The sequence below is a fragment of the Streptomyces sp. NPDC086766 genome (assembly GCF_044746005.1).
Taxonomy (GTDB): Bacteria; Actinomycetota; Actinomycetes; order Streptomycetales; family Streptomycetaceae; genus Streptomyces.
Genome location: NZ_JBIVBI010000004.1, coordinates 78190 through 97538 on the forward strand (window position 1 = coordinate 78190; position 19349 = coordinate 97538).

The 19349-nt window shown below is 74.1% G+C and carries 17 protein-coding genes; 8 read left to right on the plus strand and 9 right to left on the minus strand.

The window, feature by feature from the left end; genetic code table 11:
- The first annotated feature begins 134 nt into the window (after positions 1 to 134).
- The 3 genes from ACIPM1_RS08820 (at position 135) to ACIPM1_RS08830 (ending at position 4517) form a co-directional block, all read left to right on the plus strand.
- Positions 135 to 1058, plus strand: a complete 924-nt coding sequence (locus ACIPM1_RS08820; RefSeq protein WP_356190959.1) for a MurR/RpiR family transcriptional regulator — start codon at positions 135 to 137, stop codon at positions 1056 to 1058.
- Positions 1059 to 1486: 428 nt separating this feature from the next.
- Positions 1487 to 1861: a hypothetical protein gene (locus tag ACIPM1_RS08825; protein WP_402430918.1), complete on the plus strand. Its 375-nt coding sequence runs from the start codon at positions 1487 to 1489 to the stop codon at positions 1859 to 1861.
- A gap of 253 nt (positions 1862 to 2114) precedes the next feature.
- The gene (locus ACIPM1_RS08830; RefSeq protein ID WP_402431828.1) at positions 2115 to 4517 is read left to right on the plus strand and encodes a SpoIIE family protein phosphatase; all 2403 of its coding nucleotides are present in this window, start codon (positions 2115 to 2117) and stop codon (positions 4515 to 4517) included.
- A gap of 77 nt (positions 4518 to 4594) precedes the next feature.
- Here the strand turns inward: ACIPM1_RS08830 and ACIPM1_RS08835 are convergent, their stop codons facing one another.
- The 3 genes from ACIPM1_RS08835 to ACIPM1_RS08845 all read right to left on the minus strand — a co-directional run bounded on the left by ACIPM1_RS08835 (position 4595) and on the right by ACIPM1_RS08845 (position 7087).
- The gene (locus ACIPM1_RS08835; RefSeq protein ID WP_402430921.1) at positions 4595 to 5086 is read right to left on the minus strand and encodes a flavin reductase family protein; all 492 of its coding nucleotides are present in this window, start codon (positions 5084 to 5086) and stop codon (positions 4595 to 4597) included.
- Positions 5087 to 5206: 120 nt separating this feature from the next.
- A complete protein-coding gene (locus tag ACIPM1_RS08840) occupies positions 5207 to 6166 on the minus strand; it encodes a peptidoglycan-binding protein (protein WP_402430924.1) in 960 nt (319 codons plus the stop codon).
- An 87-nt stretch (positions 6167 to 6253) separates the two neighbouring features.
- A complete protein-coding gene (locus ACIPM1_RS08845; protein ID WP_402430927.1) occupies positions 6254 to 7087 on the minus strand; it encodes a hypothetical protein in 834 nt (277 codons plus the stop codon).
- Between the two features lie 184 nt (positions 7088 to 7271).
- On the opposite strand from ACIPM1_RS08845, the gene ACIPM1_RS08850 reads away from it, so the two are divergent.
- Together ACIPM1_RS08850 and ACIPM1_RS08855 are read left to right on the plus strand one after the other, a co-directional pair.
- A complete protein-coding gene (locus ACIPM1_RS08850) occupies positions 7272 to 8021 on the plus strand; it encodes a TetR family transcriptional regulator (RefSeq protein WP_402430930.1) in 750 nt (249 codons plus the stop codon).
- A 157-nt stretch (positions 8022 to 8178) separates the two neighbouring features.
- Entirely contained in the window at positions 8179 to 8589 is a 411-nt protein-coding gene (locus ACIPM1_RS08855) for a Zn-ribbon domain-containing OB-fold protein (protein WP_402431831.1), read from the plus strand.
- Between the two features lie 60 nt (positions 8590 to 8649).
- Here ACIPM1_RS08855 and ACIPM1_RS08860 read toward each other — a convergent pair whose 3' ends face one another.
- Positions 8650 to 10059, minus strand: a complete 1410-nt coding sequence (locus ACIPM1_RS08860) for a glycosyltransferase 87 family protein (RefSeq protein WP_402431835.1) — start codon at positions 10057 to 10059, stop codon at positions 8650 to 8652.
- Positions 10060 to 10369: 310 nt separating this feature from the next.
- Here ACIPM1_RS08860 and ACIPM1_RS08865 point away from each other — a divergent pair, with 310 nt between their 5' ends.
- Positions 10370 to 13159: a hypothetical protein gene (locus tag ACIPM1_RS08865; RefSeq protein WP_402430933.1), complete on the plus strand. Its 2790-nt coding sequence runs from the start codon at positions 10370 to 10372 to the stop codon at positions 13157 to 13159.
- A gap of 102 nt (positions 13160 to 13261) precedes the next feature.
- Here the strand turns inward: ACIPM1_RS08865 and ACIPM1_RS08870 are convergent, their stop codons facing one another.
- Positions 13262 to 13654, minus strand: a complete 393-nt coding sequence (locus ACIPM1_RS08870; RefSeq protein ID WP_402430936.1) for a PPOX class F420-dependent oxidoreductase — start codon at positions 13652 to 13654, stop codon at positions 13262 to 13264.
- A 143-nt stretch (positions 13655 to 13797) separates the two neighbouring features.
- Here ACIPM1_RS08870 and ACIPM1_RS08875 point away from each other — a divergent pair, with 143 nt between their 5' ends.
- Positions 13798 to 15177, plus strand: coding sequence for a S1 family peptidase (locus ACIPM1_RS08875; RefSeq protein ID WP_402430939.1), 1380 nt, complete (start codon positions 13798 to 13800; stop codon positions 15175 to 15177).
- Positions 15178 to 15324: 147 nt separating this feature from the next.
- Here ACIPM1_RS08875 and ACIPM1_RS08880 read toward each other — a convergent pair whose 3' ends face one another.
- Both ACIPM1_RS08880 and ACIPM1_RS08885 read right to left on the minus strand, forming a co-directional pair.
- Positions 15325 to 15510: a hypothetical protein gene (locus tag ACIPM1_RS08880; RefSeq protein WP_392191798.1), complete on the minus strand. Its 186-nt coding sequence runs from the start codon at positions 15508 to 15510 to the stop codon at positions 15325 to 15327.
- 144 nt (positions 15511 to 15654) lie between these two features.
- Positions 15655 to 16350, minus strand: a complete 696-nt coding sequence (locus ACIPM1_RS08885) for a L,D-transpeptidase family protein (RefSeq protein ID WP_402430942.1) — start codon at positions 16348 to 16350, stop codon at positions 15655 to 15657.
- A gap of 229 nt (positions 16351 to 16579) precedes the next feature.
- Between ACIPM1_RS08885 and ACIPM1_RS08890 the strand changes: the two genes are divergently transcribed.
- Positions 16580 to 17116: a hypothetical protein gene (locus tag ACIPM1_RS08890; RefSeq protein ID WP_402430945.1), complete on the plus strand. Its 537-nt coding sequence runs from the start codon at positions 16580 to 16582 to the stop codon at positions 17114 to 17116.
- 321 nt (positions 17117 to 17437) lie between these two features.
- Here the strand turns inward: ACIPM1_RS08890 and ACIPM1_RS08895 are convergent, their stop codons facing one another.
- Entirely contained in the window at positions 17438 to 18067 is a 630-nt protein-coding gene (locus tag ACIPM1_RS08895; protein ID WP_402430948.1) for an MBL fold metallo-hydrolase, read from the minus strand.
- Positions 18067 to 19152: an S-(hydroxymethyl)mycothiol dehydrogenase gene (locus ACIPM1_RS08900; RefSeq protein WP_402430951.1), complete on the minus strand. Its 1086-nt coding sequence runs from the start codon at positions 19150 to 19152 to the stop codon at positions 18067 to 18069. Before ACIPM1_RS08900 ends, ACIPM1_RS08895 begins: the two co-directional genes overlap by 1 nt.
- Positions 19153 to 19349: the final 197 nt, after the last annotated feature.

Consider the following 19349-nt stretch of genomic DNA (forward strand, 5'->3'; position numbering starts at 1 on the left):
TCCGGTCGCCCGGCGGCGCGCCTCCGCACGCCCGGCGGTGCCCCCGGCCACCGGCCCGATGCCCCCTACAAGCCCTGGTCACAACGGTGAGTGAGCTATGTTGAACCCCTGTGGGAGACAAAGGAGGCGCTTCGGTGTCATCGCCGCAGCAGGCCCGTGCACAGGCATCCGCGATCACTTCGGGCAAGACGGATCCCGAGGCGGAGGCCGCGCCGACGTCCCAGCTCAGGGCACTCTTCGACGGACCGCACCTGTCTCCCGGCCAGCGCCGCATCGCCCAGTACCTCATCGAGAACATCGCCGAGGCGGCGTTCCTGTCCATCACGGACCTCGCGGAGCGGGTCGGCGTCAGCCAGCCGTCGGTGACGCGCTTCGCCGCCGCGATGGGCTTCACCGGCTATCCGGCGCTGCGCGAGAAGCTCCAGTCCATCGCGCTGCGCACCCTCGCGGGCGGTCCGGGCGCGGCGGAGGAGGACCGGAGCAACGAGCTCCAGGCCGCCGTCGACGCCGAGATCGCCAACCTGGAGAACCTTCGCCGCGACTTCGCCGACCCCGACCGCGTGATCGACATCGGCCGCAAGCTGTCCGCCTCCACCCCGCTGACGGTGCTGGGGCTGCGCATCTCGGTGTCGCTCGCCGAGTACTTCGCGTACGCCGCCCGGCGCATCCACCCGGACGTACGGCTGGTGACGCTCGGCGGCAGCGTCGCCTACGACGCGCTGCTGCAGTCCCGGGAGGCCGGGGGCACCTGGGTGCTGGCGTTCTCCATGCCCCGGCACGCCCACGAGACGCTCACGGCGGTCCGGGTGGCGCGCAGCGCCGGACTGAAGGTCGCCCTGATCACCGATCTGGCGCTCGGCCCGGTGGCCGACGAGGCCGACGTCACCTTCGCCACCGGCACCGGCTCCCGCCTGGTGTTCGACTCCTACGCGGCCTCCAACGTGATGTGCGCGGCGCTGCTGCAGGCGATGACCGACGCCGACCCCGAGCGGACCCAGGGCCGCCTGGAGGACTACGAGCAGATCGCCGACCAGCACCAGTTCTTCCTCAAGGACTGAACGCGGCCGCTCCCCCGGTCCGTATCTCCCGTAGTGCGGGGACGGGAGTCATACATTCAAAGCAGGCATGAATGTTTTCATACGTCTTGCAAAGCGAACGGCATATATAAATACTGCTCACGGATCGCCCGCCCGGCCCACTCCAGGCACGTTCCGCACCCCAGAGCTCACCACCGCACGCCCGAGAAAGCCGACGGACCACCCATGCGCACCCCGCACCATCCCCCGCACGGGCACCGTCCGCCTCCCGGGCTCCCGCACGGGCATCCCGCGCCGCCGTCTCCTACCCGCGTCGGCGCACGGGATGTTCGATCGGGCCTCGCCTGCGCGAGCGCCCATCGCGGCGGCCCCGGTCATCCCCTAGGCCGGGGCCGCCTCACCCTCGTCGGACCACCCTTCACGACGCCGCACACCCGGAAGCGAAGATCATGCCCCTGACGACCTCGCGCATCAGCACGGACTGGCCCTGCCAGGTCAAGACGCCCGGTACCTACGACTGGGAGCGCTCGGCGGCCAAGTGGCTGCGCGAACTGGTGCCCGCCCGCTACGCCAGCTACCCCGCGCTGATCCGCCACCCCGTGCTGCTCGCCCGTCACGCCCACCTCCAGGTCCAGCAGGAGATACGGGTGGCCCGGACCGCCCTGCAGACCGCGCGCGCCGACCTGCCCCGGCTGGGGATGCCCGAGTCGGTCATCGAGCACACGATCAAGCTGTACGCGGCGGAGGTCATGCAGTTGCAGCACATCGCGCGCAGCGTGCGGGCCGTGAGCGAGGCGCTGGTGGAGCGCGGAACCACCCGCTGAGACACCGCCGGCACCGCTGAGACACCGCTGAGACCGGGACTCCGCCGGGACATCGCCGGGCCACCGGCCGCGAGACACCCGCGGCACCCGGCCGGACAAGCCGCCGCCCGTCCGCGGCGGCCCGCTCGCGGAAACGGAGGGCCCGGCGCGGATCCGGACGTACAACCCTGTGATCGGACCGGGCGGCATGTGCGATGCTCATCGCGTGAGCAGCGAGCCCGCCGTCCCCGGGGAGTCCAGCGCCGTACCCGACATGGCGGCGTTGGCCAAGGTCGTGGCCCTGCAACGGGCCGAGATGGACCGGCTGCAGAACCTGGCGGCCACCTCGGCCGTCGTGGAACGGGCCAAGGGCGTGCTGATGGCGCTGACCGGCTGTTCCCCGGAGTCCGCGCACGAGGAGCTGCTCCAGCGGGCCCAGGCGGCGGACCGCACGCTGATGGAAGAGTGCTGGATCACGCTGGGCGCCCTGGTGCCGCCCTCGGCCCACCTCTCCGACGAGACCGCCCCTCTCCCCTCCGCCGCCGCGTCCGCGGTTCCCGACTCCGCCGACTCCGCTGCCGCCGGCGCGGAGCCGTCCACCGGGCCGCTTCCCGGACGCGCCCGGACGAGCGCCGCGGAACGGGCCGACGACGCCGCCGTTCTCGCCGGTCTCGGCCGGGACCTGGTCCGGGTCAAGACCCCTCAGGACCTGGCCCGAAACCTGCAGGAGCGGCTCGCCGCGCCCGTGGGCGCCGACGCGGTGATGATCTACCGGCGGCTGACCGGTGGCGGGCTGGAGCTGATCGGCCACGCCGGCATCGGCGACACGATGGCCGGGCAGTGGCGCCACGTTCCCCCGCTGAGCGGGATCGCCGCGCTGGACGCCCTCACCGCCCGCGAGGCGTGTTGGCTGGAGGACGTCGCCGAGGACAGCAAGCGGTACTCCCTGGTGGATGACGCCCCGGACCGGTGGCGCTCGCGCGCCTGGCTGCCGCTGGTGACCGGCGGCGCGGCCGATGTGGTCATCGGTGTGCTGCGCGACCGCGAGGGACCGTTCGCCCCACGCACCCGGGAACTGCTGCGCGGCGTCGTCCGGCTGTGCGCGGGCCGGCTGCGCGCCTTCGACGGCCGCCCGGAGCACGCCGCGGAAGGCCCCGAGGACGCCGTGCAGCCCCTGTTCGACGCCCTGCCCGGCATGACCGTACTGCTGACCCCGTTGCGGTCGGCCTCGGGGGACGTCGAGGACTACCGCATCACCGCGGCCACCTCCCGCACCGTCGACGTGATCGGCCGCGGCGGACGCGAACTGGTCGGCCTGCGGGTCCTGGAGTGCTGGCCGACCGTGGCCGAGGAGCCGCTGTGGCAGGGCTGGCAGAGCACGCTCGCCACCGGGGAGCCGTACGTGGGCGAGCCGTTCGCGCAGCAGGAACTCGTGGCGGGCCGCCAGGAGCTGTCCACGTACTCGGTGCGCGCCGCCCGCCTGGGAAACGGCCTGATGGTCACCTGGCTGCGGCACGACTCCTCGGACCGGCAGGAACTGCGCCTGGCCGACCTGCAGCGGCTCGGCCGACTCGGCTGGGCCACCTGGAACCTGGTCACCCAGGAGGCGGCCTGGTCGTCCCAGGTCTTCGCCCTCCTCGACCGCGACCCCGCGCGCGGACCGGTCCGGCTGGGCGAACTGCCGGACCTCGCGCTGCCCGAGGACGGCCCCGTGCTCGCCCGCGCCGTGCGCGAGCTCACCACCGAGGGCAAGCCGTTCGACGTCTCGTTCCGGATCGGGACGGCGAGCGGGATGCGCCATCTGCGGGCCGTCGCCGAGGCGGTGCCGGACGCGGCGGGTACGCCGGTCCAGGTCCACGGCTTCGTGCAGGACCTCACCGCACAGCGGAGCGCGGAGCTGGCCCTGGTCGAGAGCGAGCGGGCGATACTGGCCCAGCACGGGGTGCTGCGCGCCGAGCGGACCCTGGCGGGCCGGCTCCAGCACGCGCTGCTGCCCCTGCCGCGACGGCCGGTGCAACTGGCGGGGCTGCTGGTGGACGTCGCCTACCTGCCCGCCCAGTCCGGGCTCCACGTCGGCGGCGACTGGTTCAGCGCGATCGAACTGCCCAACGAGGACGCCCTGTTCGTGGTCGGCGACGTCGCCGGGCACGGTCTCGACGCGGTGGCCACCATGGCCCAGCTGCGCTTCACCGCCAAGGGCATGATCATCACGGGTTCCTCGCTGACCGGAGCGCTCACCCGGCTCAACACCCTGCTGCTGCACTCCCGCGACCAGCACGGCACCGCCACGATGGTGCTGGCCCGCTACGACCCGCGCGAGCGGCGTCTGAAGTGGGCTCAGGCGGGTCATCCGCCGCCGCTGCTGCTGCGCGGGGGCGAGCCCCGCTTCCTGGAGCGCCCGCACGGGATGCTGCTGGGAGCCGCCCGGTCTCCCGTCTACGAGGAGGCGGAGTACCTCCTGGAGCCCGGCGACCGGCTGCTGTTCTACACCGACGGCCTGGTCGAACGACCCGGCGAGGGCATCGAACTGGGTCTGGACCGGCTCGCCCGGGCGGCCGCCGCGCACCGCGCGGACGGGTTCGGCTCCCTCGGTCCGCTGCTGGGCTCGATGCTGGCGGGCGAGCGCCGCGACGACGTCTGCGTGGTGGACGTGCGGGTGCCGACGGAACCGGCCTAGTCCGTCAAGTCGGCGAGTCGGCCGAGTCGGCTCGCTCGGTCAGGCCCGTCGAGCAGGCCGATCGGCCCCGGCGGGGGTCAGTCCGCCGGGTGGCCCGGGGTGATGTCGAGGCAGTCCGAGAGCCGCAGCGACGGCCCGCCGAGGTCCTCCCGGCCGCCCGACTCCACCGGGTCGAGCTCGAACCCGACGTGGTCCCCCGCGTCGAGGCGGCGCACCACCCGGCCGACGAACCACGCCGGCGTGTCCGGCAGGACGAGGGCACCGCTCCCCGCCCGCGTCCAGTGGGCCTCGGCGAACTTGTCCACCCCGTCGTCGCCGGTGCGGCCGCCGAACAGGGCGGCCAGCGCGTGCTGGTCCCGGGTCAGCAGGTGCACGCCGAGGCGGTCGGCCCGCTCGGCCACCCGGAAGGTCCGGTTGGCCTTGGAGAGCCAGACCATGAACCGCGTGGGCCGGATGGAGCACTGGGCGGCGAAGCCGACCAGGCAGCCGGCCCGCTCCCCGTCCGCCGCGGCCGTGACCACGTACATGTCGGGGTCCAGCCGCTGGGTGAAGGTGTCCATGCCCGCCATGTCAGCCGCGCTCCTGCCACTCCGTACCTCCGTGCGCCGCCGCGTATGCGTACGTCCGTACGCCGGTACGTCCGTACGCCCGCGCGCCGGCTCACCTCTTCACGTCGGCGGGTGCCCTCCTCACCCGCCGTCAAGCGCCGTGCGGGACTCCAGCGACCGGCGGGTGTCGTCGCCGTAGACGCCGGTCTCGTCGCCGCTGATGCCGTACCAGAGCTGGAAGCGGGCCACGGCCGCCCTGAGCACGGCGTCGTAGGTGCCTTTGGTGGAGCCGTCGCGGTACACGTCCGGGACGCGCAGCAGGCGCTCCTGCAGCTCGGCGACCTCCGGGCCGCTGTCGCCCTCGCGCAGCGTCCCGGGCCCGTCGGGGTCGGTCCCGCCGTTCCGGCCGGGCGACGCCGTGGGGGCGGGAGCGGGGGCGGTGGAGACGCTCGCGGACGGGCTCGGGGCCGGTGCCGCTCCGGCACCGGCGGCCTCGCCCCCGCCGGGCAGCAGCAGGGCGCACCCGAAGCCGGTCAGAGCGGCCGCGGCGACGGCGAGCACGACGGCCGCCCGGCGCAGTCCACGCCCCGGCGCACCGGGGCCCGCGTCCCGCCCGACGGAGGCCGCCTTCTTCGGCGTGACCGGGCTGATGCCCCGTGCGCCCGGGCCGGAGTCCCGCTCGACCGGTCCGGAGCCACGCGCGCTCGGGCCTGTGCCACGGGCGGCTGGACCCGTGCCACGGGCGGCTGCGCCTTTGTCACGGGCGTTCGGGCCTGTGGCACGGGTGGACCGGCCGGTCTCCCCGGCGGCCGGGCGGGTGCGCGGCGCACCGTGGGGCGCGGGTCCGCTCGGCACCGGCGGCAGCTCCTCCGTGGCGTCCTCGACGACGGCGGCGTCCTCGGCTCTCCCGTCCCCGCTCCGGCCGTGCTCCGCTCCGTCGTCCCCGGGCCGGACGTCCCCGCCGGCGAGGGTCCCCGTGCGGCGTTCCTGGAACTCCCGCATCAGCTCCGCGAGGGCGTCCGTCCGCCGGGGCCGTATGACGCGGACCGGTTCGAGGGGCGGCCCGCCGTGCGGCTGCCCGCCTCCGCGCGGTGTCGACACACTGCACTCCTTCCGTCCCTGCGCACGGACCCCATCCCGAGGAGTGATACGTGGCCGCCGCCCCGCGGGTTCACACGGCCGGCCGGTTCAGCCGGCGGCGGCGAGAAAGCGGTGCAGGGAGGTCTTCATCGCGGTGACGAACGCGTCCCTGCCCGGGTCGTCGAGGGCGTCGAGGGACAGGTACGGGTTGAGGTCCTCCAGCTCCACCAGGAGCAGTCCGCCGCCCGGCGCGCGGCAGGCGTCCACCCGCTGAATGCCGTGGCCGAGCGCGTTCCAGTCGACGAAGCGCCGGGCGAACTCCACGTCCTCGCGGGTGGGCCGGTACGGCCGCAGGTCCCAGCGCCGCTCGGGGTCCGGCGCGTACAGGGCGTACAGCAGGTCGGCGTCGACGAAGTAGAACGAGACCTCGTACACGAAGTCGATGTGCGGCTGGACGAGGACGCCGCCGTCGACCAGGCCGGGCAGCCCGTCGGCGGGGACGGTCCTGAGCCCTATGGAGTCGGCGCCCAGCCTCGGCTTCACCACGTAGCGGTCCGCGGTGGGCAGCCGGTGCAGGTCGTCGAGGCGGTCGACGGTGGGAATGACCGGGAATCCCGCGGCGGTGAGGTCGAGCAGGTACTGCTTGCCCGCCATGTCCGCCTTTCCGGTGAGCGGGTTGTAGACCCGGGTCCCGCGGGCGAGCGCCCGCGCCCGGAAGTCCTCGTAGGCCGCCGGGTACTCCAGGACGGGTCCGCTGTTGCGGACCACGACGGCGTCGAAGGCGTCCATCAGCGCGGCCGCCTCCCGCGGATGGCACAGGGCCAGGTCGAAGTCATCACGCAGACGCGAGGTCAGGTGGATGTCCTCGTCGCAGTAGCGGCGCCCCCGGGCCGGGTACGCCAGGTCGGTGACGTAGAGGAGGCGGGGTCGGGCGGACGGCATACGGGCTCCTGGGGCGGGGATACGAGCCTGCGCTCGGGCGGGGTCCGGGGCGGGCCCCGCGGAGGGCGGAGACGGGCGGAGAAAGGTTACTTCCCCTGCTCGGCACCCCCGTGTGAGCACTCAGTTCCCTCCGTGGAGTGCACTGAGTGCCATTCTGGTCCGTCCGGATGCTACGTTCCCGTTCATGAGCTCCAGCAGCGCGACCGCCCGTCGCGGCGAGAAGACGGAGGCGGCCGCCGCGAAGCCTCCCATGCGGGACGCCCTGGTGGCGGCGGCCTTCCGGCTGTTCCTGGAGCGGGGGTACGAGCAGACCACCATCGACGACATCGTGGCGCTCGCCGGGGTCGGACGGCGGTCCTTCTTCCGCTACTTCCCCTCGAAGGAGGACGTGGTCTTCCCCGACCACGAGCGGTGCCTGGCCGACATGACGGCGTTCCTGGCCGCCGGCGTCGACGAGGACGAGCCGGTGCAGCGGGTCTGCGACGCGGCCCGGCTGGTTCTGCGGATGTACGCCGAGAACCCGACGTTCTCCGTGCAGCGCTACCGGCTCACCAAGCAGGTGCCCGGGCTGCGGGCGTACGAGCTGTCGGTGGTGTGGCGCTACGAGCGCGCGCTCGCCGACTATCTGCGCACCCGGTTCGCCGGGCGGCGCGACGGGACCCTGCGGGCCGACGTGATCGCGGCCGCCGTGGTCGCCGCGCACAACAACGCCCTGCGCTCCTGGCTGCGTTCCGAGGGGCAGGGCGACGCGGGCGACGCCGTGGACCACGCGCTCGGATACGTGCAGTCCGCCTTCGGCGAAGCACTCGGCGCCCCCGCGGGCGGCCACCGTGCCGAGGAGGAGGGGGAGGACGTGGTCGTGGTCGTCTCGCGGCGGGGGGCACCGCTGTGGCGGGTCGTGCAGGAGATCGAGTCGGCACTCGGCCGGAGCTGAGCCCCGGTTCCGAATATTGAGGGTACGCAGTGCCTTTACGAGTGGCACTGAGTGCCATACGCTGTGCTCCGTGCACGGTGGCACGGGCGGCCGCGCACGGGCGTGCGCGGGCTACCCGGCACGCGGCATTCCGGCCGAGCGCAGGGAGCTGACCAGCGTGTACCACCACTCAGGAAACGTCGCTCATGTGGCAATCGGCTCCGCCACGGGCCTCCTCGAACCCGGGGCCCGCGAGCCGGAGGCCCTCTACTTCCAGCGCTGCGCCTGGTGCGGCAGCGCCATGTACCACCGGCTGCTGTGTCCGGTCTGCCGGGGCAGCGAACTGCTCACGGAGCGCAGCGAGGGCAGCGGCACCGTCCGCCACTCGACGGTGGTGCACCGCAACACCCCGGCGGCGCGCAATGTGTCGCTGATCGAGATGGCCGAGGGCTTCGTCGTCCGGGGGCGCGTGATGGGGCCGCCCATCGGCATCCACAGCGGCGACCGGGTCCGGCTGTCCACCGCGAAGGACCCCGTGCGCGGCGAGCCGGTCTTCCAGCTGCTGGACGAGTACCGCGCCTGGACCTGACGGACGGAGACCTGAGGGACGGGTCTCACGGATGGAGACCTGACGGACTGCCGCGGTCCGTCACCTCATCGGCCGGGAGGACGACGCCCCCCAAACTTCCTCCGCCGACCGCCCCGTTCGCTCCCCCGGCCGCCCCGCCCCGGACGTGCCGGCGCGCGCCTGGCTCTCAGGGGGACCGACGGCGAGGGCCAGGAAGGTCAGCAGGGCGCACACGGCGTAGACGCATCCGGGCCAGGCGAGCAGTGCCGGGTAGGGGCTGGGGTGCGCCAGGTGGTCCTCCGCCCGGATGAGCAGCGGGACGACACGGGCCCCGGCCGCGAGAGCCCAGACGGCGAGCGCGAGCCGGGCGAACGGGCGCCGCCGGAGCGGACCGTGGGCCAGCCAGATCATGGCGGGCAGGCACCAGATCCAGTGGTGGCTCCAGGAGACGGGGCACACCAGCAGCCCGTACAGCTCCACGGCGACCAGGGCGCCGAGCCGGTCGCCGCGCCGCACCGCCGCCCACAGCGCCCAGGCGGCCGCCCCGGTCACCAGGACGAGCGCCGTCCACCAGACCGGGGCGACGGCGCCCCCGTCCTGGCCGACCAGCCGGGCGACCGCCCCGCGCAGGGACTGGTTGCGCACCGACCAGAGCGGGCCGACGCGCTGGGTCCGCGTCACGAGCACCGTCCAGTAACGCGCCGACTCCTCCGGAGCCACGCCCCAGGCCACCGCCGTGGCCGTGCCGCCGGCGACGACGGCCCACAGCGCCGCCCGCCACTGCCGGGTCGCCAGCAGGTACAACCCGCCCACGGCCGGGGTCAGTTTCACCGCCGCCGCCAGACCCACGGCCGCGCCCCGCCACAGCGCTCCCCGCGTGGACTCCTCCGCCCCGAACGCTCCTGCCCCAAAGGCTCCTCCCCCGGCCTCTTCCGAACCGGGTGCCGCTCCCCGGCGCCCCGCTCCCCAGGGGGCCGCCAGACCGGCCAGCACCACGGCGCCCAGCAGCAGGTTGACCTGGCCCTGGTCGAGGGTGTGGCGCACCGGTTCCAGCCACAGCCCCACGGCGGTCCACAGCAGGACACGGGCCCTGCCCCGGCCGTCGGGGCGCGCGGGGAGCAGCCGGAAGGCGCACGCCACGATCACCAGCAGAGCGGCGACCGAGAGCACCTGCCAGAGCACGACCGTCGCCGTCCAGGGGAGGCGGGACAGCGGGAGGAACACCAGCGCCGCGAACGGCGGGTAGGTGAACGGCAGCAGCGGGATGGGCGGCCCGGTGTGCACGGCGAAGTCGTACAGGCCGCCGGAGAGCACGTGCGGCGCGGCCCCGTGGTAGACGCGCAGGTCCAGCGGCTCGGTCGGATGCGAGACGACCGCCAGGACGTGCGCCGTCAGGGAGACGGCCAGGCACCAGCCGGCATGTCCGGTGAGCCACTCGCCGATCCTCCGGCGCTTGGCCCCGATCCTTCTCACCCGCACCAGTCCCGTCATGTCCACGGGGACCGCAGCCTAGTCCAGCGCGCACGGCGCCCGATCACTGCCACGCGGGCGACGACCGTTCGACGCGCCTTCCGCACGTCCGCCGCCCAGGAGCCAGGCCGGGCGGGGCCCCGGAACGGGTCCGCTGCGCCGAGGCCGCACTCGGGCCGGAGTGACACCAACTCGTCGGCTGGATAGTGCTGTTGGGCTTCGTTCCTCCGCTCCGCGCAGGCAACCCGCGGCCCTCGCCTCCCGTCCTCCGGGGCGCGAGAGGCCCCCGGGACCGACGGGGCGCCCGCGCATCGGTTGCCAGGAGGAACCATTGATCCGTGTCCGGCGCACAGGGGTGACCGCCGTGGCGGTGCTCGCCCTGCTCTCGGCCGCGCCCGTGTCGGCGCAGGCCGCCCCGCCGCCCTCCGGTCCCCGGGCCTCGTCGGCCGCGGCCGACGGCGGCAGCGACGGCGGGCTTCCGCCGGGCTGGCGCGTCACCGGCGAGGGAGCCGCCCGGCAGTTGGTGTGGCGGTCGGGCGCCCCGGTGCCCATGGGCGACGCGCGTGTCGAGTTCTACGCGGGCGGCCGGCTGCTCGGCCGCCCGCAGCCCGGCCGGGACGGGCACACGTTCCGGCTCGCCCTGGACCGGGCGCGCGCCGACAGCCTGGGCGGACTGCAAGTACGCGCGTCCGGCAGGCGGTTGGACGGGCCCGGCGCCACGGACCCCGCACCGGGCCGGAACTCCGTGGCCGCGGCCGCCCCGCCCGCCCGGCTCCCGGCGAACGGTGTCGACCCCGGCAGGCCCGGCCCCTACCGCACCGCCACAGGCGAGTACCACCTCGACTCCGTCCGGCTGCCCGGCCTTCCGGCGCCGGTCGAGATGCGGGCCGTGGTGGTCGCTCCCCGGGGCGCCACCGGCCGCCGGCCGCTGGCTCTGTTCCTGCACGGCCGCCACGCCACCTGCTACAAGCCGCACGGCGCCGTCACCGGCGACTGGCCCTGCCCCTCCGGAACCAGGCCGATCCCCAGCCACATGGGCTATCTGCGGGACCAGAGGCTGCTGGCCTCGCAGGGCTATGTGACGGTGTCGATCGCGGCCGACGGCATCAACGGCCAGGACTGGACGGCGGAGGACGGCGGTGCGCAGGCCCGCTCCTCGCTGGTGCGCCTGCACCTGGCCCGCTGGGCGGGCTGGGCCGCCCGTCCGGCCTCGGCGCCGGACGTCGTACGCGAGGCGCCCCGGGCCGACCTCTCCCGGGTGCTGCTGGTCGGGCACTCCCGCGGCGGCGAGGGCGTCAACCGCGCCGCCATGGACAGCCTCTACCCGCCGCCCGCCGGCCAGGACGGCTACCACGGCCCGGTCCGCTGGCACATCCGCGGCACGGTCCTCATCGGACCGACGGCCTTCGGCCAGAACCCCGTCGCCGACGTGCCGTCGGCCACGATTCTGCCGGGCTGCGACGGAGACGTCTCCGACCTGCAGGGCGAGCTCTACGTCGACGGGACCCGAGGTGTCAGCCGGGGCGCCGCGCTGCACAGCGCCGTGTACGTCGTCGGCGCCAACCACAACTTCTTCAACACCGAGTGGACGCCGGGCAGGGCGCAGGCGCCCGCCGAGGACGACTTCTGGAACGACCCCGGCCACCACGACCCGGTGTGCTCACCGGGCACCCGCACCCGGCTGACCGCGGACCGGCAGCACCGGGCCGGCGCCACCTACATCGCCGCCGCGGCCCGGCTGTTCGTCGCCGGTGACGACCGGGTGCGCCCGCTGCTCGACGGCTCGGGCGTGCGGGCGCCGTCGGCGGACCCGGCCCGGGTGCTCACCCACGCCGTCGGCGCCGGCCGTACCGGCGCCTTCCTGCCGGACGGCCCGGTGTCGGTGACCGGCGGCCGGCTGTGCTCGGCGGTCGACCCCAGCCCTTCCGTCGCCTGCCTCGGCCCCGGCGCGAGGGGGGTGTCCCCGCACTTCGCACCGTGGGAGACCGCCCGGGAGACCGGCCGCCGCGCGGTGGCGCTGCGCTGGTCCGCAGCCGGGAGCCCGGTACGGGTGCGGCCCGCCGCCCCGGTCTCCTTCGGCGGCGCCGACGGCCTGGCGCTGCGCGTGATCGTGCCGCCGGACACCTCCGGAACCCTGCTGGACGTGTCCGTCGCCGACGCCTCCGGGCGCCGTGCGACGCTCGGCCGGGTCCGGGTCGACGGGCTGCCCGGCAGCGAGCGGACCGCGTCCTACTGGGCGCGCGAACTGCGCGTCCCGCTCGCCCCCGCCGTCCGCGCCGGTGTCGACCTGCGCCGGGTCACGGCTCTGGAACTGACCCCGCGCACCCGCTCCGGCCGCGCCTGGCTGATCGACGCCTGGGGCCGGCGCCCCGGCACCCCCGCGGTTCGTGCGGCCGCGCTGCCCCGGATCGACATCGGGCGGCTGACCGTCGAGGAGGGCGACTCGGGCGTGCGCACCTACCGGGTGCCGGTGCGGGTCTCCGGGCACGGCAGCGGGCAGGTGCGCCTGTACGTCGTGGACCCGGCGACCGGCGGGGCCACGGACCGGCTGGTGACCGTGCGGCCGGGCGGCCACGACATCGACGTACCGGTGAAGGTGGAGGGCAACACGCGGTTCGGTCAGGACGTGTCCCACGACGTGCTGGTGAAGGCGGTGCACACCGCCGTGATCGGCTCCTACCGGGGCGGGGTGACGGTCGGGAACGACGACCCGAGGCCCACGTTCACGGTCACCCCGCTCGCCGGCCGGGTCACCGAGGGACAGCCGCTGAAGTGGCGGCTGACCCTGTCCGCGGCCGCCGACCAGGAGATGTCCGCGCTGTTCGCCGTACAACCGGTGGTGCGCGGACCGGAGTTGTCCACCAAGGACGTCGATCCGCGGTGGCTCCGGGAGAGCACCGGCGCGTCACCCGACCCGGAGCGGCCCCTGTCCCGGGTGAAGGGCCTGTCCTTGTGGGTGTCCGTCCCGGCGGGCCGGCTGAGTGCGGAGGTCACGGTGCCGACGGTGAGGGACCGGGGCGTGGAGCCCGCCGAATCGGTCCGCTTCCGGCTGACCGACGACGAGGGCCGGCCGCAGGACGGCGGGCCGGAGCTGACCGGCACGGTGCTCGACGCGTCGTAGCCGGTCCGCGCGGCCGTGGCGGTCGCGGACCGGCAGGCCGCGCGGCTCCCTCCCGGGGCCGCGCGGCCGACTTGCCCGGGTCCGAGCACTCTTGACGTGCCGTCAGGTCGTGGTCCTCGGGATCACCCGGATGCCGACCGAGCCCTGCTCGCCCCGGCGCAGCCGGCTGCCGAGCAGGGTGAGCCGGCCGAGCAGGCCGTACTTGCGGGCGACCAGGCCGCGGTAGCGGGCACTGGTGGCCGCGTCGCAGATCTCCGCGGTCGCCGGGAGCTGGTCGCCGGTCGGGTTGCCGCGCACGTCGCAGGGACCGACCAGCACGTCGGGCCGGTTGCGGATCCGCTTGACCTTCCAGGAGTCGGCGGCCGTCCACACGCCGAGCGCGTCGCCGTCCCTGACCACCCACACCGGGGTGGCGACCGGGGTGCCGTTCTTGCGGTAGCTGGTGATCAGCACGTACTTGCCGGCCCCGAGCCGCTCCACCACGGTGTCGTTCATACGCGCAGTCTAGGGCCTGGCTTCCGGATCTCACCGGGGTGCTGAACGCCCGTGTCCCGCGCCGCGTATGGAGAGCAGGGCGCTCAACGAACGGAGCGTCCCGACGGTGTTGCAACCGTGTGTTCGGGGTTCGGGAGCCACGCATGAGGCACGCACGACGACGGGTCGTCCGGCGAGTGACACGGCTGACGGCCGTCGCGGGACTGCTCCTGGGAGGAGCGATGGTCACGCAGGCGGCGATGGCCAGCGAGGCTCCCGGCACGTCCGCCGTGCCGCTCCGGGCCGCCACGCCGTCGGCCGCCGGCATGGGCGCGGACCTGGCGTCACGGCTCGGCACCGCGCGTACGGCGGGCAGCTGGATCGGCGCCGACGGACGGCCGGTCGTCGCCGTCACCGACGAGGGTGCCGCCGCCGAGGTGCGGCGGGCGGGGGCCGAGCCGAAGGTCGTCCGGCACAGCATGAACGAGCTGAAGGCGGCCGCGGCCGGCCTGCGGGCCGCGCCCCGGGTGGCCGGCACGGCGTGGGCGCTGGACTACCGGACCAACCGGGTCGTCGTCCAGGGCGACAGCTCCGTCTCCGCCGGCGACTGGGCCCGGCTCACCCGCGTCGCCGACCGCCTCGGCACGTTCGTGCACATGGAGCGCGCCCAGGGCAGGTTCACCACCCGGCTCAACGGGGCGCAGCCCATTCTGTCGACCGGCGGACGCTGCTCGGCGGGATTCAACGTCACCGACGGACGAGGCGACTTCATCCTGACGGCCGGGCACTGCGGTCCCACCGGGTCGACCTGGTTCGCCGACAACCAGGGCAACCAGCAGCTGGGCCGGACGGTCGCCGGTTCCTTCCCCGGCAGCGACTTCTCCCTGGTGCAGTACGCCTCCGGCCGCGCCGGCGACGGCGCCGACGTCGTGGCGATCGGCGGCGGCAAGGGCGTGCGGATCACGGGCGCGGCCGATCCGTCCGTGGGGCAGCGGGTGTTCCGCAGCGGCAGCACGAGCGGGCTGCGCGACGGCCAGGTGACGGGACTGAACGCGACGGTGAACTATCCGGAGGGCACGGTCACCGGGCTGATCCAGACCACGGTGTGCGCCGAGCCGGGCGACAGCGGCGGACCGCTGTTCTCCGAGGGGGTCGCGCTGGGGGTGACCTCGGGCGGCAGCGGCGACTGCAAGACGGGCGGTACGACGTTCTTCCAGCCGGTGACCAAGGCGCTGTCCGCGCTCGGTGTGCGGCTGATCGTGTCGGCGCCCCAGGGCGGGGGCGCGGCGCCGTCGGCCGCTCCGTCCGCGTCGGCGACCCACAGCGCCATCGCGCCCGGTGCCGTCTCGCCGGGGTCCTCGGCGCCGGTGGCGGGCGGCGCGAACGGCTCCACGCTGGTGTCCCGGCTCACCGACCCGCGCAACGTGGGCCCGGGGCTGCTGGTCATCGCGGGCAGTCTGATCGCGCTGGTCGCCACGCGCTACATCCGCGCGGAACAGGACCGCAAGGCCTACCAGCGGTACTACTCGGCGACCTGGGGCTGACCGGGGCGTACCGCCGGGCCGCGGGACGGATGACCGAGGGCCGCGGGAAGGATAGTCGCGGGACGGGCGGCCGAGGAGGGTGTGGCACGGGCACCCGTGCGCTCACGGGTGCCCCGGAGGGTGGTGGTCCGCTGCCGGCGGTGGCGCTCAGGCCGCCCTGACCGGGTCTGGAGCGGCCGCAGCCCACTCCAGCACGAGCCGCTGGTACTCCTCGCGCTGCTCGGTGGTCAGTGTCCCGCCCGACCGGAGCCACAGGGCCCGGATCTCCTCGTTGACCTCCGCGGCCGATCGCTCGGAGACGGGTTCAACAGTGGTGGACATGTTGTGAAGCATATGCCGATCGACGTGAAGGCGCTGTGAGTAAGTGCTAGCTATGCGGACATTTCGGACAGTGTCCCTCATCACGTCCATCCGCCGGGAGGAAAACGGGAGTTCGCCTCCCGACGCGTGAGAGGAACACTCACGTCCGGCGTCCCGTCAGGTGCCCGGCTTGCGGCCGTAGACGAAGACGTCGTCGCCCTGCTTCAGCAGCGACCAGTACTTCTTGGCGTCCGTCGTCGTCATGTTGACGCAGCCGTGCGAGCCCGGCGGGTTCCACATGCTCAGGCCGACCGAGTGGAAGGCCTGACCGCCGTCGAAGAACTGGCTGTAGGGCATCGGCACGTGGTAGATCGTCGACACGTGGTCGATGTCCCGCCAGTAGATCTTCTTCAGGCCGGTGCGGGTCTCGTACCCGTCACGGCCGGTGCGCACCGGGACGGGACCGTACACGAGCCGGCTGCCGTCCTGGATCCAGCTGAGCTGGAGGGTGAGGTTGACGCAGGCGATACGGCCCTTGTCGACCGGGCACTTGCCGTCCCTGTTCGGGTTGCCGCCGACCGCCTTCTGCTTGTTCATCAGGTCCATCACGCCCCAGGTGACGGGCCCGGCGTAGCCGATGTTCGGCGTGATGCCGTGCTTGGTCTGGAACGCCTGGATGGCCTTGCAGTCCGCGGCCGACTGGCGGCCGTCGACCGGCCGGCCGAGGAACTTCTCCACCTGCTTCTGGTACGGCCCGGTCCGCGTCGTGCAGCTCGCGGCCTGCGCCGGCGCGGCGCCGAGCGCGAGACCGAGCGGCGCGACGAGCCCCGTGACGCCGAGCGCGACGACTCCCCGCCTGGATATGCCCCTCATGTTCCGGATCCCCCTTCGTGCGGCCCACTGCTCTCCGATTACTGGACAACCGCCGGGCGGCGGTGGTTGTAGGGCCGGCCGCCCTGAGACGAAACGGTGACACGTACGGTGGCACGCGGCGGCGGGCGTGTGAAGGTGCCCTCAGGTCCTGGCCGGTGCGGACGTCTGCTGTGAGCCGTCCGCCGAAACCCGGTGACGGAACGACCGGACGGGCGGATAGCGTGCGCCCATGTCCGCATTCCTCCAGCAACTCCCCGCGCTCATAGGCGTCGTGATCGGCGCACTCGGTTCGTATCTCGCGGTCGTGCGCGGCGACCGGGCCCGGTTCCGGCGGGAGCAGGCGGCGCGCTGGGACGAGCGGCGGCTCGCGGTGTACGCCGACTACGCGCGCTCGCTGAAGAAGTCGGTCACGCTGACCTACCGGGTCGCCGCCCACCTGGGCAACGACCCGAATCCGCATCCGCTGTCCCTCGCGGAGGCGGAGCCGTCGCTGGCCGAGGCGGCCGTCGCCCGGGATCCGTCCGGGGAGGCCCTGATCATGCTGGGCAGTACGGAGGTGGTGGAGAAGGCCCGGGAGTGGGTCGTCGCGGTCATGGATATGGAGCGGTTCCTGCGCGAGGGACGGCGGGACCCGGAGGCCTGGCGGACGCTGCTGGAGCGGCAGCGCGCCGCCCGCGAGGGCTACTACACGGCCGTACGCACCGATCTGGCGCTGCCGCCGGGCCACTCGGCGCGGTGGCCGCTGCCGTACCCGCCGCCGGCATGAGGGTCACCGGTGGCCGGTCGTGCCGGCCGGCCCGTCCTCGTCCCGCACCTCGGCGAGGCGGCGCCGGCGTCGGACCCGCTGCCGTCCGGGGCGGCGAAGCGGTACGCACGGGCCAGTCCGTTCCACGGCGATCCCCCGCCCCGCGCCTCGTGTCGCGTCCCGACCGGCGCGACCTTGGCTTCCAGCGGTGCCGGCATGTCCGGCCTCCCCCGCTCTCCCGTCGACGGCGTCATCGCGTCGACGTCGTCATCGAGGGTGCCGTGGAAGCCGGACATCCGCCGTCGCCCTTTCCGGCGCCGGGTCGGCCGCGTCAGCCGGGAGTCAGTGTCCGCGGGCGATCCACTCCTCCAGGTGCGGGGCCTCCGCGCCGATCGTGGTCGAGTCGCCGTGGCCGGTGAGGACCTTCGTCTCGGGCGGCAGCGTCAGGAGGCGGTCGCGGATCGAGTCGATGATCGTCGGGAAGTGGGAGTAGGAGCGTCCGGTGGCGCCCGGGCCGCCCTGGAAGAGGGTGTCGCCGGTGAAGACGGTGGCGAGCCCAGGGTCGTACAGGCAGACCGCGCCCGGCGCGTGGCCGGGGGTGTGGATGACGGTCAGGTCGGCGCCCGCCGCCTCGATCACCTGGCCGTCGGCCAGATGCTCGTCGGGGTCCCGGTCGGGGTGGGTCATCTTCCACAGGCCCAGGTCGTCGGGGTGCAGCCAGATCGTCGCGCCGGTCAGGTCGGCGAGCGCGGGCGCGGCGTTGACGTGGTCGTTGTGGGCGTGGGTGCACACGATGGCGGTCAGCCGCCGGTCGCCGACGGCCGCCGCGATGGCCTCGGCGTCGTGGGCGGCGTCGATGACGACCGCCTCGTGGTCGTCGCCGACGATCCAGACGTTGTTGTCCACGTCCCAGGTGCCGCCGTCCAGGGTGAACTGGCCGGAGGTGACGAGGCGTTCGATGCGGGTGGTCATCAGAACACCACCACCGAGCGCAGCACGTCGCCGTGGTGCATCCGCTCGAAGGCCTTCTCCACCTCGTCGAGCTGGATGGTCTCGCTGACGAACTTGTCCAGCGGCAGGCGCCCTTGCAGGTGCAGGTCGACCAGCATCGGGAAGTCCCGGGAGGGCAGGCAGTCGCCGTACCAGGAGGACTTCAGCGCGCCACCCCGGCCGAAGAAGTCCAGCAGGGGCATCTCCAGCTTCATCTCCGGGGTGGGCACGCCGACCAGGACGACGGTGCCGGCCAGGTCGCGGGCGTAGAACGCCTGCTGGTACGTCTCCGGGCGGCCGACGGCGTCGATGACGACGTCGGCGCCGAAGCCGCCGGTCAGCTCGCGGATCGCCTCGACCGGGTCGTTCTCGCGGGAGTTGACGGTGTGGGTGGCGCCCATCGTGCGGGCGGTCTGCAGCTTGCGGTCGTCGATGTCGACCGCGATGACCTTCGCGGCACCGGCCAGGTGGGCCCCCGCGACGGCCGCGTCGCCGACGCCGCCGCAGCCGATGACGGCGACCGAGTCGCCGCGGCCCACGTTCCCGGTGTTGATCGCGGCGCCGATGCCGGCCATGACACCGCAGCCGAGCAGCCCGGCCACGGCCGGGGAGACCGCCGGGTCGACCTTGGTGCACTGGCCGGCCGCGACGAGCGTCTTCTCCGCGAAGGCGCCGATGCCGAGGGCCGGGGAGAGTTCGGTGCCGTCGGTCAGGGTCATCTTCTGCCGGGCGTTGTGGGTGTCGAAGCAGTACCAGGGCCGCCCGCGCAGACAGGCGCGGCACTTCCCGCACACGGCACGCCAGTTGAGGATCACGAAGTCACCGGGTGCGACCTCGTCGACGCCCTCGCCCACCGACTCGACCACGCCGGCGGCCTCGTGGCCGAGCAGGAAGGGGAACTCGTCGTTGATGCCCCCCTGCTTGTAGTGCAGGTCGGTGTGGCAGACGCCGCAGGCCTGGACACGGACCACGGCCTCGCCGGGTCCCGGGTCCGGCACGACGATCGTCTCGACCCGCACGGGCTCGTTCTTCCCGGGTGCGATCACGCCGCGCACTTCCTGCGCCATGGTGGTGGTCCTTCCGTCGACCGGTGTCCGTCCCTCCGACCCTACGCGTAACTGATCCATAACGGGGTGGAAGACCTCGGGGGCCGGGGGTGTGGCGCGGGGCGGGCGGAACGGGCGCGGTGGGAGGGCCGGGGGGAACGGCCGCGGGGCGGGACGGGCACGGACGGGGGGCGAGCGGACAACTGCTCCAGCACCGT